Origin of the sequence: Streptomyces sp. NPDC102274 (genome assembly GCF_044766385.1) — a bacterium.
Classification (GTDB): domain Bacteria; phylum Actinomycetota; class Actinomycetes; order Streptomycetales; family Streptomycetaceae; genus Streptomyces.
This window is the reverse complement of the sequence record NZ_JBIWLW010000003.1, coordinates 223,691-244,854: the sequence shown is the minus strand read 5'-3', so window position 1 is coordinate 244,854 and position 21,164 is coordinate 223,691. Positions and strand designations below refer to the sequence as shown.

The 21,164-nt window shown below is 70.5% G+C and carries 18 protein-coding genes and 2 tRNA genes; 7 read left to right on the top strand and 13 right to left on the bottom strand.

From position 1 onward, the window contains the following. Window positions 1-44 precede the first annotated feature (44 nt). The 7 genes from ACIRQP_RS05665 to ACIRQP_RS05635 all read right to left on the bottom strand — a co-directional run bounded on the left by ACIRQP_RS05665 (window position 45) and on the right by ACIRQP_RS05635 (window position 7,184). The gene (locus ACIRQP_RS05665) at window positions 45-1,049 is read right to left on the bottom strand and encodes a hypothetical protein (protein WP_365971434.1); all 1,005 of its coding nucleotides are present in this window, start codon (window positions 1,047-1,049) and stop codon (window positions 45-47) included. 93 nt (window positions 1,050-1,142) lie between these two features. Continuing rightward, entirely contained in the window at window positions 1,143-2,444 is a 1,302-nt protein-coding gene (locus ACIRQP_RS05660) for an HD-GYP domain-containing protein (protein WP_403883920.1), read from the bottom strand. Further along, complete coding sequence (locus ACIRQP_RS05655; RefSeq protein ID WP_403883917.1) at window positions 2,441-4,018, bottom strand: HD-GYP domain-containing protein; 1,578 nt, start codon at window positions 4,016-4,018, stop codon at window positions 2,441-2,443. Before ACIRQP_RS05655 ends, ACIRQP_RS05660 begins: the two co-directional genes overlap by 4 nt. Window positions 4,019-4,327: 309 nt before the next feature. Continuing rightward, on the bottom strand, window positions 4,328-4,645 hold the full coding sequence (gene rsrA / locus ACIRQP_RS05650) for a mycothiol system anti-sigma-R factor (RefSeq protein WP_403883914.1): 318 nt from the start codon (window positions 4,643-4,645) through the stop codon (window positions 4,328-4,330). Next, window positions 4,642-5,301, bottom strand: a complete 660-nt coding sequence (locus tag ACIRQP_RS05645; protein WP_193564036.1) for a sigma-70 family RNA polymerase sigma factor — start codon at window positions 5,299-5,301, stop codon at window positions 4,642-4,644. Before ACIRQP_RS05645 ends, rsrA begins: the two co-directional genes overlap by 4 nt. Before the next feature lie 264 nt (window positions 5,302-5,565). Next, the gene (locus ACIRQP_RS05640; RefSeq protein WP_403883911.1) at window positions 5,566-6,288 is read right to left on the bottom strand and encodes an alpha/beta family hydrolase; all 723 of its coding nucleotides are present in this window, start codon (window positions 6,286-6,288) and stop codon (window positions 5,566-5,568) included. Window positions 6,289-6,368: 80 nt separating this feature from the next. Continuing rightward, complete coding sequence (locus ACIRQP_RS05635) at window positions 6,369-7,184, bottom strand: SOS response-associated peptidase (RefSeq protein WP_403883908.1); 816 nt, start codon at window positions 7,182-7,184, stop codon at window positions 6,369-6,371. A 219-nt stretch (window positions 7,185-7,403) separates the two neighbouring features. On the opposite strand from ACIRQP_RS05635, the gene ACIRQP_RS05630 reads away from it, so the two are divergent. The 4 genes from ACIRQP_RS05630 (at window position 7,404) to ACIRQP_RS05615 (ending at window position 11,088) form a co-directional block, all read left to right on the top strand. After that, window positions 7,404-8,126 carry a M50 family metallopeptidase gene (locus ACIRQP_RS05630; RefSeq protein WP_403883905.1) on the top strand — a complete coding sequence of 241 codons (723 nt, stop codon included), beginning with the start codon at window positions 7,404-7,406 and terminating at the stop codon, window positions 8,124-8,126. A 134-nt stretch (window positions 8,127-8,260) separates the two neighbouring features. After that, complete coding sequence (gene aroA / locus ACIRQP_RS05625) at window positions 8,261-9,625, top strand: 3-phosphoshikimate 1-carboxyvinyltransferase (RefSeq protein ID WP_403883902.1); 1,365 nt, start codon at window positions 8,261-8,263, stop codon at window positions 9,623-9,625. Window positions 9,626-9,629: 4 nt separating this feature from the next. After that, the gene (rsgA, locus tag ACIRQP_RS05620) at window positions 9,630-10,640 is read left to right on the top strand and encodes a ribosome small subunit-dependent GTPase A (RefSeq protein ID WP_403883899.1); all 1,011 of its coding nucleotides are present in this window, start codon (window positions 9,630-9,632) and stop codon (window positions 10,638-10,640) included. A gap of 124 nt (window positions 10,641-10,764) precedes the next feature. Continuing rightward, window positions 10,765-11,088 (top strand): DMT family transporter, encoded by a 324-nt coding sequence (locus ACIRQP_RS05615; RefSeq protein ID WP_403883896.1) that lies wholly within the window; start codon window positions 10,765-10,767, stop codon window positions 11,086-11,088. Here the strand turns inward: ACIRQP_RS05615 and ACIRQP_RS05610 are convergent. Beyond that, a complete protein-coding gene (locus ACIRQP_RS05610; protein ID WP_403883893.1) occupies window positions 11,054-11,752 on the bottom strand; it encodes a TetR/AcrR family transcriptional regulator in 699 nt (232 codons plus the stop codon). The genes ACIRQP_RS05615 and ACIRQP_RS05610 overlap by 35 nt on opposite strands. A gap of 131 nt (window positions 11,753-11,883) precedes the next feature. On the opposite strand from ACIRQP_RS05610, the gene hisN reads away from it, so the two are divergent. Both hisN and ACIRQP_RS05600 read left to right on the top strand, forming a co-directional pair. Continuing rightward, window positions 11,884-12,684 (top strand): histidinol-phosphatase, encoded by an 801-nt coding sequence (hisN, locus tag ACIRQP_RS05605; RefSeq protein ID WP_403883890.1) that lies wholly within the window; start codon window positions 11,884-11,886, stop codon window positions 12,682-12,684. A gap of 389 nt (window positions 12,685-13,073) precedes the next feature. After that, on the top strand, window positions 13,074-13,478 hold the full coding sequence (locus ACIRQP_RS05600; protein WP_403883887.1) for a cyclic nucleotide-binding/CBS domain-containing protein: 405 nt from the start codon (window positions 13,074-13,076) through the stop codon (window positions 13,476-13,478). Window positions 13,479-13,548: 70 nt separating this feature from the next. Here ACIRQP_RS05600 and ACIRQP_RS05595 read toward each other — a convergent pair whose 3' ends face one another. Continuing rightward, window positions 13,549-15,000 carry a catalase gene (locus ACIRQP_RS05595; protein WP_403883884.1) on the bottom strand — a complete coding sequence of 484 codons (1,452 nt, stop codon included), beginning with the start codon at window positions 14,998-15,000 and terminating at the stop codon, window positions 13,549-13,551. Window positions 15,001-15,153: 153 nt separating this feature from the next. Between ACIRQP_RS05595 and ACIRQP_RS05590 the strand changes: the two genes are divergently transcribed. After that, entirely contained in the window at window positions 15,154-15,570 is a 417-nt protein-coding gene (locus tag ACIRQP_RS05590; protein ID WP_403883881.1) for a Fur family transcriptional regulator, read from the top strand. Window positions 15,571-15,760: 190 nt separating this feature from the next. Here ACIRQP_RS05590 and ACIRQP_RS05585 read toward each other — a convergent pair. The 4 genes from ACIRQP_RS05585 to ACIRQP_RS05570 form a co-directional block, all read right to left on the bottom strand. Then, window positions 15,761-15,834, bottom strand: a tRNA-Met gene (locus ACIRQP_RS05585). 66 nt (window positions 15,835-15,900) lie between these two features. Beyond that, window positions 15,901-17,844, bottom strand: a complete 1,944-nt coding sequence (locus ACIRQP_RS05580; RefSeq protein WP_403883878.1) for a tetratricopeptide repeat protein — start codon at window positions 17,842-17,844, stop codon at window positions 15,901-15,903. Between the two features lie 201 nt (window positions 17,845-18,045). After that, window positions 18,046-18,119 (bottom strand) — tRNA-Met (locus ACIRQP_RS05575). A gap of 42 nt (window positions 18,120-18,161) precedes the next feature. Next, window positions 18,162-21,092: a UPF0182 family protein gene (locus ACIRQP_RS05570; RefSeq protein WP_403884375.1), complete on the bottom strand. Its 2,931-nt coding sequence runs from the start codon at window positions 21,090-21,092 to the stop codon at window positions 18,162-18,164. Between the last annotated feature and the right edge of the window lie 72 nt (window positions 21,093-21,164).

The window sequence follows — 21,164 nt, the reverse complement described above, 5'->3', positions numbered from 1 at the left end:
GATCTCCCTTACCGGCCCGGCGGATCTCCCCTCTCGGGGAGCGCTCAGCAGACCTCTTCGAGATCGCGCCACTCACGGGTGTCCGGGCTGTCGGCGACCCAGCCGTCCAGCAGGCCGCGTACCAGCGCGGCCGGGGCCGCTATCCCGCACTCGCGCTCGGGGGCCCACAGGTCGCCGGCCGTGCGGTGGCCCAGCGGCCCCGGATGGCCCGGCTCGCTGTGGTCGTGCGGGTCGAGATGCTCGCCGTCGCCCTCGGCGCTCGGCATCGTGGACTCCGAGCAGGCCCGGCAGAGGAGCCGTACGGACGAGGACCAGTCCTCGGCGGCGAATCCGGCATCGGCGGCCAGCCGCTCCAGGGCGTCCCGGTCCTCCTCGGTCGCCGCTTCGAGCAGCACCACCCAGGTGGGCACGGGCGAGGGGGCCCACAGCTCGATCTCGTCGAAGACCGGGTAGGCGCGGGTGGTGCCGTCCGGGCTCGATGCCGTCGTGCGCTCACCGTTCGGCACGCCGTCGTGCAGCACGACCTCGCCCCAGCGCCTGCCCGACGAGGGCAGCGGGATCGAGAGCACTTCTATTCTGGCCGGGTCGAGACGGCGGCCCCAGACGACCTCGGCCTCGCCCTCCGGCGAGAGCCTGACGGCCGCGCTGCCCAGCTCCATGCCCTCGGGCTCGCCGTTGGCCTCGACGGTGTGCGGATTGCCCGGCACCCGCAGTCCGTACGCCTGCCAGGCGCGGCGGGCCAGCGGCCAGTCCTGGAGCGCGGTGGCGGCGATCCCGACGTTCCACCAGTCGGGGGCGCCGGTCTCCTTGTCCAGCAGGGCGACGGCGCGCAGCCCGGCGGCCCGCGCCTGCTCCCAGTCGTGCCGGAACTTGTGCAGCAGCGCCAGATTGAACCAGGACTCGGAGAGCCAGGGCTCCAGATCCGCCGCGCGCGTCAGCAGCGCCCCCGCGTCCTCGTACCTGCCGTCACCGATCAGCGTGAACGCGCGGTCGGTGGCCTGCCGCCACGAGGCGGAGGGCCGATGCCGTACCTTCCCGAAGATCCTCACGATTCCCGCCTGCCGGTCGTTCGGGTCAGTGCCCCCGGACACCACATCTTGCTCTTCTTCGCATCCAACCATGCTCGGTCGGACGCCCGCTCATTACCCATGGGTTACCCCGTCGGACCGGGGTCCCGACCATCCTCGGGAGAGCACGCGCGCCAGGGATTCCACCACCTCGGGCTGGTAGTCGTGCGCCGTCCCGAGCCGGAGCCGCTCCAGCGCGCTGAGCGGTCCACTCGCAGTGCCACATTCCCCGGCCAGGTCGTCGTACGCATTGACGGCGCGGACAATCCGGGCGGACATCGGCTGTTCCCGGTACGGGTCCGCCTGCCGCTCCACCACCACCGCGACGGCGGCGGGCACCCCGGTCTGGCGGACCACCGCGCCGCCGAGCAGGGCGATCCGCCGCTGTTCGGTGACGGGCAGCAGGGCGGTGGCGCCGTCGGGCACCGGGTCGACCAGGGACAGCTGGCCGATGTCGTGCATCAGGGCGGCGTACTCCAGAACGGTCAGTTCGGGGCCGGAGAGCCTCAGCTCACGGCCGACGGCCAGGCTCAGTTCCGCGACCCTGCGGGCATGGCCCTGGGGGGTGTATCCGGCGATCTCGGTGGCGCGGGCGAGGGAGGCGATCGTCTGCCGGTAGGTCGTGCGCACGGCGGCGTACCGCCGGAAGGACAGCTGGGTCAGCAGCAGCGGCACACAGAACACCGGCAGCGCCCACAGCCCGGCGACGGCGACCCCGAGCGCGATCACCGCTCCGGTGGCACAGACGGCGGAGCCGATGTGCAGCAGCGCGCGCAACTCGTCGCGGAGCAGGGGCCCGAAGGGGTGGCGGGTGCGAGCCCGCAGGGTGAGCGCGGCCAGTACGGCGTCGCAGAGCGCGGTGAGCCCCAGCAGCAGGAGCAGGAGTATCGCGTAGCCGGGACCGGCGCCGAACCGTTCCCGCAGTTCGGCCATGTCGTAGAGCGGCTGGAAGCAGACAGCGGCGAAGCCGACGGTGAGAACGCGTCTCACGATGTGGTCGAGCACGGGCCCGCGCCCCCGGGCGACATGCGGTACGGCCCCGGCGAGCGCGGCTGTGAGGACGACGGTGACGGTCTGGAGCACGCCGTGGCCCACCGGCTGTCCGGCGTTCTCACCGAGCAGCGCGTACGCGAGGGCCCCGGCGGCGGCGACCGGCGCGGGCTCCCGCTCGCCGGGCAGCGCGCCCCAGCGCGCCAGCTCACCGACGGCGATGAGTACGCCGAAGGCCAGCGCGATCCGGGGGTCGGCGAGGCCGTGCCAGAGCGTGGAGCCGAGCCCGACGGCGGTCAGCAGCGCCGCCGCGCCGTACACCGCGATGACGGTGCGGGCGACGGGGTGGCGACCGGCGGCCGACGACCGGACCGCGGCCGAGGTCATCGCCCGCCGCTCCGGCCGCTCCGGGTGGTCCCGGCATTACGGCCGGCCTGGGGCGTCCGGCCGGTGCCGCCGGTCCGGGCCGGAGGGACGTTTCCGCGCCCGACCGCGGCAGGCGCCGGAAGGACGGTTTGGACACGGGACGGGGCAGAGGGCGGGGCTGCCGGAAGGGCGGATGACGCGGCGGGGGACGCGGCGGGGGACGCGGCGGGGGACGCGCTCGATGACGCCGCGGACGGTACGGCGGCGGGCGGCGGGCCCGGTGGAGCGGCCTCGTCCGCCGTGACCACCGTCTGCCAGCCGCGCCGGTCCAACGCCCGTACCAGCGCCCGCACCATCCGTGGATCGAACTGCGTCCCCGCACACCGCTCCAGCTCCGCCAGCGCGGTGGGCACCGGCCGCCCCCGCCGGTACGAACGGGTCGAGGTCATCGCGTCGAAGGCGTCGGCCACGGCCACCACCCGGGCGAACTCGGGGATCCGCTTCCCGGCGAGTCCGAACGGATAGCCGGTGCCGTCGAGCCGTTCGTGGTGGTGCAGGATCGCGGACCGCGCCTCGCCCAGGAATCCGATGCCGCGCACCATCTCGTGCCCGTACTCGGGGTGCAGTTCGATCACCCCGCGCTCCTCGGGTGTCAGCGGGCCGTCCTTGCGCAGCACCCGGGTCGGGACGCCGAGTTTGCCGACATCGTGCAGGATCCCGGCGAACCGGAGCACTTCGATCCGTTCCCGCTCCATGCCCAGCTCATGGGCGATCAGCACGGAGGCGTGCCCCACCCGCTCACTGTGTCCGCGGGTGTACCGGTCCTTGATGTCGACGGCCTGGACGAGCGCCCTGATGGTGGCCTGGTGGGCGGCGCGTTCGCGGTGGTACTGGGCGAAGACCCAGCAGGAGATGTACATCGGCAGCAGCACGAAGAGCGCGGAGAGCGGCCCGAAGGGACTGCGCCACAGAACGGCCATCATCAGCCCGGCGAGCCCGTGCGCGCCGAGCGGGGCGAGCGAGCGCGGCAGCAGCCCGCGCCAGGCGGTGCGCAGCGGCAGCCGCTCGGCGGTGACCAGGATGCCGCCGTCGAGCGCGGAGAGCACCAGACAGAAGGCGAGGGCCGCGGCTCCGGTGGGCAGCAGCACGTAGGGGAAGTCGGGAGTCGTCAGCCCGTACCCCCCGCCGCCGAGCGCGACGGGACCGCCGAAGAACACCTGCGCCCACGCCGCCGCCCAGGTGGCGAGGGTGAGCTGCGCCGTGCGCCAGATCCGCCGCGCGCTTCTCGGGCGCTGTTCGATCCGGCCGAGCAGCGCGCCCGGCACGGCGACCAGCGCGGCGGCGGCGGGCGGGAGCAGGAGGGCGGCGGCGAGCAGCACGGGAAAGAACGATCCGGCGACGACCGGTGCGGAACCGTTCACCGAGCGTCCCGGACAGCGGCAGCGGGCGGGCAGCTCGCAGAAGGCGTACAGCGCCGCCAGCAGCGCCATCGCCTCCCAGGGCAGGTCTGGGCGCAACGCGGGACGGACACAGAGGGCCGCGCAGAGCGCGGTACCCAGAATGTAGACGCGCGCCGCCACCGGAATGGCCCTCACGGCGTATTCCCCCCTTCTCGGCCCGGCCCAAACAGAGGGTCAGGCTAGCGAGTTGGAGGGCGACCATCCGGCGTTTGCCGCCGATTAGCCCCTTCGAGTGACAGCGGTGATATACGCGGACATACGGTGGGTACGCGCGCGAGAGTCATGCGCGCGGGCGGGGCGGGGTGCGCGCGAATACGCGCGAAGGCGCACCGCGCCACGCGCGATACGCCCTCTCGTCAGTCCGTTCCTACCGGGTACTTCTTGTCCTACCGGTGCTTCTTGTCCTACCGGTACTTCTTGCGCGCCCGGCCCACTCGCCGGGCCCTATTCCTTGGCGACGCCCGGAAGATCCGCGCCGGCCGACACCTCGTGTTCGGGCACGGCCTCTCCCGACCTGATCAGGTCGATCCGCCCCATCACCTTGGACCGCAGATCGGCCGGTACGTCGTCCTGCCCGCAGCACCGTTTGACCAGCTTCTTCACGGCCTTCTCAAGGCCGTACTTCTCCAGGCACGGGGAGCACTCCTCGAAGTGCACCTCGAACTTGGTGCAGTCGCTGTCGGGCATCTCGCGGTCGAGGAACTCGTAGAGATGATCGAGGACCTCGGCGCAATCCGTCTCATGCGGCTCTCCGCAGCTCATGAGTCCGAACCTTTCCGATCGTCCAACGACTCTCCGACACCCGCCGGGACGAGCCCGCGGTCACGGGCGTAGTCCTCCAGCATGCCGCGCAGCTGGCGGCGGCCTCGGTGCAGTCGTGACATGACCGTACCGATGGGGGTTCCCATGATGTCCGCGATCTCCTTGTACGCAAAGCCCTCTACGTCGGCGAGATACACGGCGATACGGAATTCTTCGGGAATCGCCTGCAACGCGGCCTTCACGTCGGAGTCCGGGAGATGGTCGAGCGCCTGCGACTCCGCGGAACGCAGACCTGTCGACATGTGCGACTCCGCGCGTGCCAGCTGCCAGTCCTCGATCTCCTCGGCGGCACTTCGCTGGGGCTCGCGCTGCTTCTTGCGGTACGAGTTGATGAATGTGTTCGTGAGGATGCGGTACATCCACGCCTTGAGGTTGGTTCCCTCACGGAACTGGTGGAAGGAGCCGTACGCCTTGGCATAGGTCTCCTGCACCAGATCCTCGGCATCGGCCGGATTGCGCGTCATACGCAGCGCGGCCGAGTACATCTGGTCCAGGTAGCCGAGGGCGTCCCTCTCGAAACGGGCATTGCGCTCGGCGGTGGTCTCTTCGATGTGGCCGTCGTCGGTCGCTCCGTCGGTCCCAGTGACCGGACCCACCTCCTCCAACGATGTGGCGGGGCCGAATGCGGACCCACTCGAATCGGAGAATAGTCGACCTCGATGCGACGGGGCCTGCCGGTCCGCCCCGCCGGCCGCCCGAAGGGAAGCGGTCTTTGCCGCGGACAGCACCGTCCACTCCAGGTCAGTGGCGTCTGAGCGGCGCGGGCAGATGGTCGAACCCATACGACGGACTCCCTCTCGTGCTCTGTCTACCGATGTTTCTCACAACAGCGACTTCGCGCCGGACATTCCCCGGAGGTTTCAGCGGGTCCCGTCCGGCACGGCGAGCCAGCCGGCGACGCCCTCGGTGATGATGTCCAGGGCCTCGTCCTGCGAGAGGGGCGCCCTCTTGGGCACGGCGAATCCATGGTCGCCGTAAGGCACCTCCAGGAGCTCGTACGAGCCACCCGGGACGGCCCCCGCACCCCCGGCGCCTCCAGCGCCCCCCGGCAGCTCGGCATACTCGGCGGGCTTGCCGAACGGGTCGTTCCCGCCCTGCACGACCAGGGTCGGCACACCCGCTTCCAGCAGCTCGGTGGCGCGGGACTTCTCCGGCCTGCCCGGCGGGTGCAGCGGGAAGCTCAGGGCCAGTACGGCGTGCGCGCCCAGCTCACGCGCCGTGCGACAAGCCACACGCGCCCCTGCGCTGCGCCCGCCCGCGACGACCGGCACCCCCGGCTTCTCCAGCGCGGGCCAGAGCGCGCGCCAGCCGGCGTCGAGGGTCTTCGGCGCGGGTGCCACCTTCTTGCCCGCCACCCGCCAGGGCTGCTCCACCAGGGCGACGGTTACCCCGAGCGGGGGCAGCGCGGCGGCCAGGGCGCGGAGGTCACGCGCCTCGATCCCGCCGCCGGCGCCATGGCCGAGGGCGAGGACGCGGCGGGGCCGCTTCGCGCGATGCCAGGTGATCCGGGCGTCCCCGGCCGGGGTTTCGACGGCCTGCCGGTCCGGCTCGGCTGTCCTGTCGGCTGTCGTGTCGCTTGTCACACAGCCATCCTCCGTCACAGCGCCGCTGGAGCGCGGAGGCCGACGGGGCCGTGGTCGTGGGGAGGCGGGGCCGGTGTCCGTCAGAAAAGCGTGCTCTCCTCCGGCGCGGGCAGCTCCTCCAGCAGCTCGGGTCCGTTGTTGCGGACATTGCTGACGGCCGTCGTGACCGGGTACGCCCGCATCAGCCCGGCCGGCGGCGGGGCGAGCAGTTCCCGCAGCTCCTCGGGGTCCGTACGGGCCGGGTCCAGCCAGGCGTCCCAGCGGTCCGGCGTCAGCATCAGCGGCATCCGGGGATGGATCTCCGCCAGCGATCCGGGGCCCTCGGCCGGGGCCACCGCCAACGGGGTCGTCTCCGCCTCGGTGGTGATCACCGAGCAGGTCGCCCACCAGGCCGACGGATGGTCGTCCGGCAGCGTGCGGTCCCGCCAGAACTCGTACAGTCCGGCCATCGCCATGACCGAGCCGTCCGCCGGGGTGACGAAGTACGGCTGCTTGCGGGGCCGCTTCTTCCTGCCCCGCTCCTCCAGCTGCCGCTCCTCGGATCCGGTGACCCACTCGTAGTAGCCGTCGGCCGGGAGGATGCAGCGCCGTGAGACGAAGGGCCGCCGGAACGACGGCTTCTCGTGCACGGTCTCCGCGCGCGCGTTGATCATCCGCGCCCCGCCCTCGGGCGTCTTGGCCCAGGACGGTACGAGCCCCCACTTGAGTCTCCGCAGCTGACGGACCGGACCGGGGTCCGCCGCCTCCTTCACGGGGCGTTCCAGAACGGCGTAGACCTCTTTGGTCGGGGCCACGTTCCAGTCGGGGGTGAGGGTCTCCTCGGGCTCCCACGTCTCGATGCCGAAGACTCCCTGAAGGTCCTCGGGCCGACGGCTCGCCGCGTACCTGCCGCACATCCTCAACCGCTCCTCTGGCCTGCGATGGCGCCAGGTTACGCCGAACAGATGTGGCTTCGCGGTGCCTCGGCGGACCCGTACCCACTGTCGAAGGGACGACTCACAGGATTCCGGCGGAACCGACGTGAGGCGCGGGGGCGTTTTCCTACGTATGGCACGTCGGTGCCACACTGCCACGACACCGCCACGACGCCACCGAGCTGAGGAGCCGCCCGAGCAATGGCCAGCATCGACTCCGCCTCCATCGGCGATCTGTGGGATCGCGTCTTCGGCACCCAACCCGCCCCGGAGGACTGGCTGGTGGTCGTGGCGGCGGTCGTCGCGCTCGCGGCCGTCGTACCGCGTCCGCTCTGGCGGCTCTCCCGTAACGCGATAACCATCGCGCACGAGGGCGGCCACGGGCTGATAGCCCTGGTCACCGGACGCCGGCTGGACGGCATCCGGCTGCACTCGGACACCTCGGGCCTGACCGTGAGCCGGGGCAGGCCGACCGGTCCCGGCATGATCCTCACCGCGGCCGCGGGCTACACCGCCCCGCCGCTGCTCGGTCTCGGCGGCGCCTGGCTGCTCTCCGCGCACCACATCACCCTGCTGCTGTGGCTGGCCACGGCCCTGCTGCTCGCGATGCTGGTGATGATCCGCAACGCGTACGGCGCGCTCACGGTGATCGTCACCGGGGCGGCCTTCCTGCTCATATCCTGGCTGACCGGTCCGGACGTCCAGTCGGTGTTCGCGTACACCGCGGTCTGGTTTCTGCTCCTGGGGGGCGTACGCCCCGCCTTCGAGCTCCAGTCGAAGCGCCGGTACGGCGGCGCCGGGGACTCCGACGCGGACCAGCTGGGTCGGCTGACGCACACGCCGCCCGCGTTGTGGCTGTTCCTCTTCCACGCCGTCTCGCTCTGCTCCCTGATCGGCGGCGGGCGCTGGCTGTTGGGCCTCTGACACCGACGAGCACCGACGAGCACCCACAATTCGGCCTCTCATCGTGCAGCCCTCTTATCACTCGCTGATTACGCCCTGGTTTCTCCGTATTTGATCAGGATCGAGGTCCCTCAAGAACCACTAAAGTGTTGGCCATGACCGAAAGCTCCGTGCAGCCCGCCCTCTGGCCCGCCCCCTACGCAAACGGGGCCGTCGAAGCGACGGTCACCGTGCCCGGCTCGAAATCGGTCACCAACCGCGGTCTGGTGCTCGCCGCGCTGGCCGCCGAGCCCGGCTGGCTGCGCCGGCCCCTGCGCTCCCGCGACACCCTCCTGATGGTCGACGCGCTGCGGGCCATGGGCGTCGGTATCGAGGAGACCGTGTCGTCGTCCAGTTCCGCCGCCGCTGCCGTGCCGGGTCCGAGCGGCGAGGCGTGGCGGGTGATCCCCTCGGGGCTGCACGGCCCGGCCTCCGTCGACGTCGGCAACGCCGGTACGGTGATGCGCTTCCTGCCCCCCGTCGCGACGCTCGCCGACGGCGACATCCGCTTCGACGGCGACCCCCGCTCCTACCAGCGTCCGCTGCACAGCGTCATCGACGCCCTGCGCGCGCTGGGCGCCCGTATCGACGACGACGGACGCGGCTCGCTCCCGCTGACCGTGCACGGCGGCGGCGCCCTGGAGGGCGGCCCGGTGGAGATCGACGCCTCCGCCTCCTCCCAGTTCGTCTCGGCGCTGCTGCTCTCGGGAGCACGCTTCAACCAGGGCGTGGAGGTACGGCACGTGGGCTCCGTACTGCCCTCGCTGCCGCACATCAGGATGACGGTCGACATGCTGCGCGGGGTCGGCGCCCAGGTCGACGAGCCCGAGACCGGTGGTGAGCCGAATGTCTGGCGGGTCTCGGCGGGCGCGCTGCTCGGCCGCGACCTGACCGTCGAGCCCGATCTCTCCAACGCCCAGCCGTTCCTGGCCGCCGCGCTGGTCACCGGCGGCCGGGTGACCGTCCCCGACTGGCCCGAGCGGACCACCCAGCCGGGTGACGCGCTGCGCGAGATCTTCACCGAGATGGGCGGTTCCTGCGAGTTCGCCGAGACGGCCGAGGGCACCAGCCTCACCTTCACGGGCACCGGCCGGATCCATGGGGTCGATCTCGATCTGAGCGAGGTCGGGGAGCTGACCCCGGGCATCGCGGCGGTCGCCGCGCTCGCCGACTCGCCCTCCACCCTGCGGGGCGTGGCCCATCTGCGGCTCCATGAGACGGACCGGCTGGCCGCGCTCACCAAGGAGATCAACGAGCTGGGCGGCGATGTCGCCGAGACCGCGGACGGGCTGCACATCCGCCCGCGCCCGCTGCACGGCGGGGTGTTCCATACGTACGACGACCACCGCATGGCCACGGCGGGTTCGATCATCGGCCTCGCCGTCAACGGGGTGGAGATCGAGAACGTCGCGACGACCGCCAAGACACTGCCGGACTTTCCGCGGATGTGGACGGACATGCTCGCGGGAGCGGGAGCCTGACGCGATGCGCCGCTACGGCAAGAACCCCGACGAGGACGACATCCGCCACCGCCCCAACCCCAAGGGCAACCGGCCGCGTACGAACATCCGGCCCAAGCACGAGGACGCGTCGGAGGGCATGGTCCTGACCGTCGACCGGGGACGGCTGACCTGTCTCGTCGAGGATCGTGTCGTGCTGGCGATGAAGGCGCGCGAACTGGGCCGCAAGGCCGCCGTGGTGGGCGACCAGGTCTTTCTGGTGGGCGATCTGTCGGGCAAGAAGGACACGCTGGCGCGCATCGTACGGATCGAGAAGCGCCGCTCGGTGCTCCGGCGGACGGCGGACGACGACGATCCGTACGAGCGTGTGGTCGTCGCCAACGCCGACCAGCTGGCCGTGGTCACGGCGCTCGCCGACCCGGAGCCGCGCCCCCGGCTGATCGACCGCTGTCTGGTCGCGGCGTACGACGGAGGGCTCGAACCGCTGCTCGTGCTGACGAAGTCCGATCTGGCCTCACCGGACGAACTCCTGGAGACCTACCGGGCGCTGGGCATCCGCCATGTCGTCACGCGACGCGACGAACTGGCGAGCGGCCACGCGGCGGACCTCGTACGCGAATATCTCGACGGCCGGGTCACCGCCTTCGTGGGCCACTCGGGCGTCGGCAAGACGACGCTGGTCAACGCGCTGGTCCCGGACGACCGTCAGCGGATCACCGGAGACGTCAACGCGGTCACCGGACGCGGCCGGCACACCACCACCTCGGCGCTGGCGCTGCCGCTGGCGAAGGCGGACGGCTGGGTGATCGACACCCCCGGTATCCGGTCCTTCGGACTCCACCATGTCGATCCGTCGCGGGTCATCCTCGCCTTCCCCGATCTGATGCCGGGAACGGAGGGCTGCCCGCGGGCGTGCAGCCACGACGAACCGGACTGCGCGCTGGACGCCTGGGTGGCCGAGGGCCACGCCGATCCGGCCCGGCTGTACTCGCTCCGTCGCCTTCTCGCCACCCGCGAGCGGCGCGAAGGCGACTGACGGCAGCGGCGCGAAGGTGACTGACTCACACACGTTTGCCGCCCGTCGGCTCCGGTAAGGGGCATAATCACACCAGACACCAGGCGATACCGGGCAGTCACCGACGCGGGGAGGCTCTTTCACCATGGCGTGGCTGCTGGTTGTGGTCGCCGGGATTCTGGAGACCGGCTTTGCCGTCTGCCTGAAGCTCTCCCACGGCTTCACCAGGCTCTGGCCGACCATCGCGTTCGCGGTCTTCGCGCTCGGCAGCTTCGGTCTGCTGACGCTCTCGCTGAAGAAGCTCGACGTCGGTCCCGCGTACGCGGTGTGGACGGGCATCGGCGCGGCGGGCACCGCGATCTACGGGATGGTCTTCCTCGACGATGTGGTGTCCGTACTGAAGCTTGTCTCGATCTCGCTGGTGGTCATCGGAGTCATCGGGCTCCAGCTCTCGGGCTCGGCGCACTGAGCGGTGCGCGCGGGGGTACGCGGAGCGGTGCGGTGACGGCCGTACGGACCAGCGGCCCCACGGACTCGGCGCCGGGCGCGATGAGATGGGCGAGCGCGAGCCGGACGGCCAGCTCACAGCGGTAGAGCAACTCGTCGCGGTCGTAATCCCGTTGCCCGTGATCCCGTTGCCCCTGATGGCGCTGATTCTGATCGCGCTGATCCTGGCGCAGCGCGGCCGCCGATCTGTCCCGTACCAGCGCCACCAGAGCCGCGGTCCCCGGTGGCCCGGCGTCCGCGCGGCGCTGTGCCGGAACGGTGGACGTGACGGTGGCCTCCCGTGCGGGCGGCGGCGCCGGGAGCCACTCCCCCCAGCAGCCGGTGAGCAGTGCGCGCAGCAGCGGTCTGGCACGTGCCTCGCCGACCGTCCACTCGGCGATGGCCACCAGCCGGTCCGCGGCGGCGGCTCGCTCGCCCAACAGCCGCTCCACACCGTGCAGATAGCGATCGGTCTCCCACCGCATCAGCGCACGGGCGAGACCGTCCTTGCTGCCGAACTCGTTGTAGAGGGTCTGCCGGGAGACCCCGGCACCCGACGCCACATCGACCATTCTGATCGCGGACCAGGGCAGCTCGGCGAGCGCCGCGAGAGCGGAGCGGAGCAGGGCTTCACGCGCTGTAGGCATCGTCGCCTCCGGGGCCGTGCGGCTCTGTGCACAGAGTTGACGGGCTGTCGCTCACTGTCAAGGCTGCGCGCGCCTTCTCGCCGACCGGACCCCGTGGCCCGCCGTCCCGCACGATGGATACTGTGACGACCATGCCCGATTACCACGATGATCTGCGTCTCGCCCATGTCCTCGCGGACGCCGCCGACGCCGCGACGATGGACCGGTTCAAGGCTCTGGACCTGAAGGTCGAGACCAAACCGGACATGACTCCGGTGAGTGAGGCCGACAAGGCCGCCGAGGAGCTGATCCGTGGCAATCTCCAGCGGGCCAGGCCGCGTGACGCGATCCTGGGCGAGGAGTACGGCATCGAGGGCACGGGCCCGCGCCGCTGGGTTATCGACCCCATCGACGGCACCAAGAACTATGTCCGCGGAGTGCCCGTCTGGGCCACGCTGATCTCCCTGATGGTGGCCGTCGAGGGCGGTTACGAACCGGTCGTCGGCGTGGTGTCCGCGCCCGCGCTCGGCCGGCGCTGGTGGGCGGCGAAGGGGGGCGGCGCCTATACGGGCAGGAGCCTCTCCTCCGCGACGCGGCTGCGGGTCTCGGACGTCTCCCGCGTCCAGGACGCGTCGTTCGCGTACTCCTCACTGACCGGCTGGGACGAGCAGGGCCGACTGGACGGCTTCCTGGATCTGACCCGGGCGTGCTGGCGTACCCGCGGCTATGGCGACTTCTGGCCGTACATGATGGTCGCCGAGGGCTCGGTGGACATCTGCGCGGAGCCCGAGCTGTCCCTCTGGGACATGGCGGCGCCGGCGATCGTCGTCCAGGAGGCGGGCGGCAGCTTCACCGGCCTCGACGGCCGTCCGGGCCCCCACAGCGGCAACGCGGCGGCCTCGAACGGAATCCTCCACGAAGAACTCCTCGGCTATTTGAACCAGCGCTATTAGCCTCTCTTTTTGGAGGCTCGGTTCGCCTCCGGGGCGCCTTATGCCAACGCCGACGGTCGACCGTGCTCGATTCGCTCGTACCTCGCGAACCTCTGCACGCGCGGCGGAGCCGCATATCGAGCACAGCCTCTTTTTCGGCGTCGGCGCGCCCCTTCGGCTCACTCGCCTCCGGACGCCGCGATCGGGGCGTCCGGGCACTGGGAGCGTTTGTCTGTTTTGTGTGCGCCCGGGGATCCGCGCCGGGCGCCCCCTTGTTCACTCCGCGCAACAGTGTCACTCTAAGAGTTCCCCCACTTGTGAACTTGTGAATCGTTTCTCCAGGGTCTTCCCGATCCCCTCGGCCCCCAAGGGACCCAGGAAACCGGTTCACCGAGGAGGTGACTCCATCCATGCTTGTCCGTGATGCCATGAGTTCGGTGGTTCTGACCATCGGGCCCACGCATACGCTCCGCCAGGCGGCCCGGCTGATGTCGGCACGCCGCGTCGGCGCCGCCGTCGTCCTCGACCCCGACCACTGCGGCATCGGCATCCTCACCGAGCGCGACATTCTCAACTCGCTCGGTGCCGGCGAGAGCCCCGATTCCGAGACCGCCTGCAGCCACACCACGACGTCCGTCGTCTTCGCCTCGCCCGCCTGGACGCTGGAGGAAGCCGCGGCCGCCATGTCCAGCGGCGGGTTCCGCCATCTGATCGTGCTCGACGAGCACGAACCGGTCGGCATCGTCTCCGTACGCGACATCATCCGCTGCTGGGCCCCGGCCCGGCGGGAGGCGGCGGTACTGGCCGGGGCCTGAGGCCCCGGGACGGCGTCAGGGGCCGGATCCTCGAAGGACCCGGCCCCTGACGTCTCGGCGCGTGAGGCTGTCAGCCGCGAAGGGCCTGGACCGCGGCCTCCAGTCGCTTGCCGAAGTCACCGTCCGCCTGGCGGAAGTTGTTCACCGCGCGCTCGGCGATGTCGTCGCGCGAGACCTGGGAGATGAACCCGGCGAGGTTGCCGATCAGACGGCCCTTCTCGTTTTCGGACATCATCCGGTACAGATTGCCCGCCTGCACGAAGTCGTTGTCCTCGGCGTGGCTCGGCGCCTCGTGGTTGCCGGTGGCACCGGTGACCGGGGCGGACTGCCACAGCGGCTTGTCCGTCTGGAAGGGGCCGCCGAAGCTGTTCGGCTCGTAGTTCTTGGCGCCCTTGTGGCGGCCGTCGTACAGGAAGCCGTCACGGCTGTTCGTCCGCGCCTCGGTGGCGTGCGGACGGTTCACCGGCAGGTGGTCGGCGTTGATGCCGACGCGGTAGCGGTGGGCGTCGCCGTACGCGAACAGACGGCCCTGGAGCATCTTGTCCGGGGAGGGACCGACGCCCGGAACGAAGTGGGCCGGCGAGAAGATGGACTGCTCGACCTCCGCGAAGATGTTCTCCGGGTTGCGGTTGAGCTCCAGCTTGCCGATCTCGATCGGCGGGTAGTCCTCGTGCGGCCAGACCTTGGTCAGGTCGAACGGGTTGAAGCGGTAGGCGGCCGCCTCGGCCGCCGGCATGACCTGGATCTGCACCGTCCAGGACGGGAAGTCACCGCGCTCGATGGCCTCGCGCAGGTCGCGCTGGTGGCTGTCCGGGTCCTGGCCCGCGAGCACCGCGGCCTCTTCCGAGGTGAGGTTCTTGATGCCCTGGTCGGTCTTGAAGTGGTACTTGACCCAGAAGACCTCGCCGGCCTCGTTGTTCCACTGGTACGTGTGCGAGCCGTACCCGTTCATGTGACGGAGCGTGGCCGGGATACCGCGGTCACCGAACAGCCAGGTCACCTGGTGGGTGGACTCGGGCGACAGACCCCAGAAGTCCCAGACGTTGTCCGCCTCCTGCGAGCCGGTGTACGGGTCGCGCTTCTGGGTGTGGATGAAGTCGGGGAACTTGATGGCGTCCTTGATGAAGAACACCGGGGTGTTGTTGCCGACGAGGTCGTAATTGCCCTCTTCGGTGTAGAACTTGAGGGCGAAGCCGCGCGGGTCACGCACCGCGTCCGCCGAGCCCAGGTTGCCCGCGACGGTGGAGAAGCGCAGGAACGTCTCCGTCTGCTTGCCGACCTCGGAGAGGAACTTCGCCCGCGTCCACTGCGAGACGTCGCGGGTCAGGGTGAACGTGCCGTACGCGCCGGCGCCACGCGCGTGCACGATGCGCTCCGGGATGCGCTCGCGGTTGAAGTGCGCGAGCTTCTCCAGCAGTGCCTGGTCCTGGACCAGAACGGGACCACCGACGCCCGCGGTCTCGCTGTTCTGGTTGTCGGCGACCGGAGCCCCGGCCTCCGTGGTGAGCGGTCCCTGCGTCACGTGCGCCTCCTGCGTCATTACTGCTCTGTCCTGTCCCTCGGCACCCTTGGCGAGTGCCGATTCCGATCCTACGATGGACTTTGTCTAAGTCAAGCAGCCATCCAAAGTCACACACGTTCGGGACCTGGGTCCCTTCACTGTTAGGCTGGTCCCATGAGTGACCTGTTGGAACGACTTCGCGAACGCGGCTGGCGCATGACGGCCCAGCGTCGTGTTGTGGCCGAGGTCCTCGACGGGGACCATGTGCATCTGACCGCCGACGAGGTGCACGCGCGCGCCGTCGCCAGACTTCCGGAGATCTCCCGGGCCACCGTCTACAACACCTTGGGCGAGATGGTGACGCTCGGTGAAGTGATCGAGGTGTCCACGGACCGCCGGGCCAAGCGGTACGACCCGAACGCGCACAGGCCGCACCAGCACCTGGTCTGCGCGCGGTGCGGTGCCATACGTGATGTCCATCCATCGGGCGATCCGCTGGCCGACCTGCCGGACGCGGAGCGCTTCGGGTTCACGATCTCGGATGTCGAAGTGACATACCGGGGCACCTGCCCAAACTGCGCGGCCGCGTAACCGCTTCGCACTCATCAGAGGTCTCAGGCGTCACGTCAACAGGCGTCACGTCGTCAGGCAGATCGCTTCACGGAGGGCCCGGCAGCTCACCGAGGGCCCCGCAGCTCACCGCCGCCGGGCCCTTCGTCGTAGCTGAGGCACCAACGCCGGAGGCCCGGATCTCTTCCGAGATCCGGGCCTCCGGTTTCAGTAGCGGGGACAGGATTTGAACCTGCGACCTCTGGGTTATGAGCCCAGCGAGCTACCGAGCTGCTCCACCCCGCGTCGATGAACGCAACACTACGTCACGCCACCGACCAGAGCAAATCCCTTTCCGCGCGCCCCGCGTACTCACGCGGTGAGCTCCTGGTGGAGCGCCTCGCGCAGCCGGGCCGCGCGCTCCGCGACCTCGGCGGGGCCCAGCTCGACGGCGCGCGCGCACCACCGCTGGCCCTCGGTCAGCTCGCCATGGCGCGCGGCGAGCAGCGCCAGGCGCAGCGCGGCCCGGCCGTGCCCGGCCTGCGCGGCCCTGGTCCACCACAGCGCGGCCTCCCGCTCGCCGCCCTCGCGGGCGAGCAGTAGTCCGAGGTTGAAGGCGCCGTTGCGGCTGCCCGCCTCCGCCGCCTCCCGGTACCAGCGGGCCGCGTCGGCGATGTCCCCGCGGCCGGCGGCGAGCATGCCGACCCGTACCTGGGCGCGCCGGTGTCCCTGCTCGGCGGCGCGCTCGTACCACTGCTCGCACTCGGTCTTCACGCCGTGCGGCTCACCGAGCGCGGGCGGTCCCGGCTGCGGTCGGCGCGAGTCGAGGACCGTGGCCAGCCGGAAGGCCGCCTCGGCGCTGCCGCCGCCCGCGGCGCAGCGCAGATGGCGCTCGGCCGACCGCTCGTCGCCGTCCCTGAGGCAGGCGATACCGACCTGGAGGGCCGCTTCCGTATGGCCGGCCGCCGCCGCGCGCTCGTACCAGCGCAGGGCCGTACTGTCGTCGTCGCGTCCCGCGTAGAGGATGCCGAGGTTGAACGCGGCGTCCACGCTGCCCGCCTCGGCGGCCTTGGAGAACCAGGGCTCGGCGCCGGTCGGGTCGTCGGCCTGGAGCAGCAGGACGGCGAGGGCGTTGGCGGCCTCGCGATGGCCCGCGTAGGCGGCGCGGCGGTACCACTGCTCGGCCTGGACGTTGCGGTCCTGGGCGGCGCAGAGCAGCCCCAGGTTGTACGCCCCGTTGACATCGCCCGCGTCCATGGCCGCGCGGTACCAGCGCTCGGCGGTCTGCTGCTCGCCGCGCGCGGCGTGCAGCGCGCCGAGGGCGTTGGCCGCGTTCCCGTCGCCCTCCTGCGCGGCGCGCAGCCACCAGATGGCGGCGCTCTCCTCGTCACCCGCGTCGCGCAGCAGGAAACCGAGGGCGCAGGCGGCCCGCGCCTCGCCGTCCTTGGCGGAGGTCAGATACCAGCGGCCTGCCTCCTTGAGCTCACCCCGCTTCTCCAGGATCGCGCCGAGGTACAGCGCGGCCCGGCGGTGGCCGCGGGCGGCGGCCTGCCGGTACCACTGCGCGGCCTCGCTGATGAGCGACGGCCCGTCGGAAGCTCTCCAGACGGTGCCGGTGTCCTCGCGCGGGCCCGCGTCGGTGCCCGGTCGGCGGCGGCCGCCCGCGGTCGGGGGGCCGGTGCCGCTGCGGTAGATCTCGTCGGCGCCCGGGTGCGCCGTCTCGCACGCCCGTACCTCCAGGGCGCGGGCGAGCCGGTACGCCGCCTCGCGGTGCCCCTGTTCGGCGGCGGCGCGCAGCCAGCGCTCGGCACCGACGTCGCTGCGGTGCTCCAGCAGATCGGCGAGGGCGTACGCGCCCAGCGCGTGGCCCTGCTCGGCGGACTGACGCAGCCAGTACTCGGCGGCGGGCTCGTCGCCCAGCTCGCGGTAGTGCCGTCCCAGCGCGTGGGCCGCGGCGGCGGATCCGGCGACGGCGGCGACCCGCCACCAGCCGGCCGCCTCGTCGACATAGCCGCGCTGGTGGAGCAGGACGCCCAGGTTGTTGGCGGCGGCGCGTTCGCCCTCGGCGGTCGCGGCACGCAGATAGGGCTCGGCGGCGTCGAGTTCGCCGCGGCGCAGCAGCATGGCGCCGAGGACGCTCATCGACGCGGTGTCGCCCGCGTCGGCGGCGCGCCGGTGGCGCTGCTCGGTCTCGGCGTCGGCAGCGGTCTCGGCGGATCCCGCCGTGCCGCTCTCGGCCCGCACGGAATCCTCTACGTGTCGCTGCACATACCGCCCTGTCTCCAACAGAGTTGTCCTATCCCCCATATTTTCCATCGTCGCACCACTGACCACCGGCGTACAGCCGGTATACAACGACCGGTGGTCACTTCAGCGTTTTGTCGACATGCCCACAGAGAGACAAGTCAAACACGCTCGCGGTCAACTCAGGGGACCTGAGACACAGTTGGCACACGTGGCGCGGCGCGCATGGCGAGGGCCCGGATCCTTGTATGGATCCGGGCCCTCGACTTCGCGTAGCGGGGACAGGATTTGAACCTGCGACCTCTGGGTTATGAGCCCAGCGAGCTACCGAGCTGCTCCACCCCGCGTCGTTGTGTTCCAACCGTACCACGGGGTGGAGTGCCGCCTGCTCAGCCGCTGTTGGCACCGCCGTTCGCGCCGTCGCCGCTGTCTCCGCCGTTTCCGCTGGTCGAGCCGGATCCGGTGTCCGCGTCGGCGGCCCGCTGCAGAGCTTCCTGGAGCTCCTTCTGGGCCTTGCCGTACGCCGTCCAGTCCTGCTTCGCCAGCGCGGCCTCACCGTCCTCGTACGCCTTCTGGGCGTCCGCGATGGCCTGTTGCAGCGCCTTGTCACCGGTGACCGGCGGCTTGGTGGTCTCGCCCGGTGGCGGCGGGGTCGTGGGCGGCGGTGAACTCTCCGCCCCGAACACCGCGTTGAGCGCCTCGGGGAGGCTGTCCTTGAAGACGGGCTTGCCGCCGTAGGAGACCGCCACCTTCTTCAGCAGCGGATAGTTCGCGCTGCCACCGCGCGCGTACACCGGCTCGATGTACAGGAAGCCTCCGTCGAGCGGCACCGTCAGGAGGTTGCCGTACTCGATGTCCGAGTCGGTGCCTCTCAGGTTTCTGACGAACTCGGCGACTTCCGGCACACCGTTCAGCTCGCTCTGCACCTGTTGCGGGCCCTGCACGGTGGACGTCACTCTCAGGACTCTGATCTTGCCGAAGTCCGAACTGGTCGCATCGGCGTCCACCGCCATGAACGCACCCAGGTTGGGGCGTCCGTTGGGCGTGAAGGTGGTGGTCAGCGAGAACTTCTGCTCGGTCTCGCCGGGCATCTTCAGGCTCAGGTAGTACGGCGGGACGGAGTTGCTGTCCTTGTTGGTCGGGTCGTCCGGCACCTGCCACGCGTCACTGCCGCTGTAGAACTGCTCGGGCTCCGTGACGTGGTAGCGGGTGAGCAGCTCGCGCTGCACCTTGAACATGTCCTGCGGGTAGCGCAGATGGGACATCAGGTCGGGCTTGATCTCGGCCTTCGGCTGCACCGTGCCGGGGAAGGCCTTCATCCAGGTCTTGAGCACCGGGTCCTTGGTGTCCCACTCGTACAGCTTGACCGTGCCGTCGAAGGCGTCGACGGTGGCCTTCACCGAGTTCCGGATGTAGTTGACCTGGTTCTGCTGCGCGACCACGGCGCGCTGGCTGTCGGTCAGCGAGTCGGCCGTGGTGTCGCCGAGCGTCGTACGGGACGCGTACGGATAGCCGTTCGTCGTGGTGTACGCGTCGACGATCCACTGGATACGGCCGCCGACCACGGCGGGATAGGCGTCGCCGTCGATCGTCAGCCAGGGCGCGACGGCCTCGACGCGCTCCTTGGGCGTGCGGTTGTAGAGAATCCGCGAGCCGTCGCCGATGGCGCCGGAGTAGAGCATCTGGGGCTCGCTGAAGGCCACGGCGTATGCCGCGCGGTTCAGCGGGTTGGAGAGATCGACCCCGCTCTTGCCCTTGTAGCTCGTCGTCCGCTCGCCGTTCTTCTCGTAGTCCAGCTCCTTCTGGGGGCCGCCCACGATCGAATACTGCTCGGTCTTCTCGCCGTAGTAGACGCGCTGCTCGTACGTGGGCAGCTGACCGGTCGTCGGCAGGCCGGACTCGGTGAAGTCCGGGGCGCCGACGGTACCGTTGTTCTCGTCCGTCACCGTGTTCGTGCCCTTGGCCGCGATCACGCCGTACCCATGGGTGTACGTGAAGTGATCGTTGATCCAGTTGCGCTTGGGGATACCGGTGATGTTCAGCTCGCGCAGACCGACGACCGTGTCCTGCGGCTTTCCGTCGGGGCCGGTGTACCGGTCGACGTCCAGCGTGGCGGGGAACTGGTAGTACTTGCGCTCCTGCTGGAGCTGCTGGAACGCGGGCGAGACCACATTGGGGTCGACCAGCCGGTAACTGGCGGCGGTGTCGGCCGCCTTGCGCTGCTCGGCCTTCTTGTCCGGGTCGCCCTTGCCGCCGTAGTTCTGCACATCGGCGGTGTCGATGCCGTACGACTGACGCGTGGCGTCGATGTTCTTCTTGATGTACGGCGCTTCCTTGGCCTGCTCGTTCGGCTGGACCTGGAACTTCTGCACGATAGCCGGGTAGAGGCCGCCGATGAGGATCGCCGACAGCACCATCAGACCGAAGCCGATCACCGGCAGCTGCCACGTACGGCGCCAGAGCGTCGCGAAGAACAGCAGGGCGCAGATCGCGGCGATGAAGAAGAGGATCGTCTTCGCCGGAAGGTACGCGTTGGCGTCGACGTACCGCAGACCCGTCCAGTTGCCCGCGGCCTTGAAGTCGCTGGACTTCACGGCCAGCCCGTACCGGTCGAGCCAGTACGCCACGGCCTTCAGCGAGACGAAGACACCGAGCAGCACCGACAGATGGCCGGTGGCCGCGGCGGTGGCCCGCGCGCCGGGGCTGGTGATCCGCAGCCCGCCGTACAGGTAGTGGGTCAGCGCGGCGGCGATCAGCGACAGCACCGTGGCCGCGAAGCCGAAGGCCAGCAGGAAGCGGTACCAGGGAAGATCGAACGCGTAGAACGACACGTCCATCTTGAACTGGGGGTCCTTCTGGCCGAAGGCCACCCCGTTCACCCACATCAGCCACGTACGCCACTGTCCCGCGGCGGAGGCCCCGGAGATCAGCCCGACGAGCGCGGTGATCGCGAGGAGCACCCACTTCTTGTACGGGGCGATCCCCATCCGGTACCGGTCGAGGTTCTGCTGCTCCATCGACATCGCGCTGAGCGGCGGCCGCAGCCGGTGCGCCAGCCAGATGTTGAGACCGACGGCGCCGGCCATCAGCAGCCCGAAGACCGCGAACAGGCCGATCTTGGTCCAGAGCGTGGTGGTGAACACCGAGGAGTACTTCACCGAGCGGTACCAGAGCCAGTCGGTCCAGAACCCCGCGAACATGACGAAGAGCATGGCCAGTACGGCCAGTACCCCCAGGGTCATGAGCAGGGTCCGGACCCGCCGAGAGGGCCGGCCCACTCTCATCCGTGGCCCGGCTGGGCCTCCGCCGCGGTCCGGCATCTGGAAAGCCAACGTGCGCACCTCTAAGTTCGCGGTCGTGTGATTCAGCGTGTGAAAAGCGGGCCCCGCGAT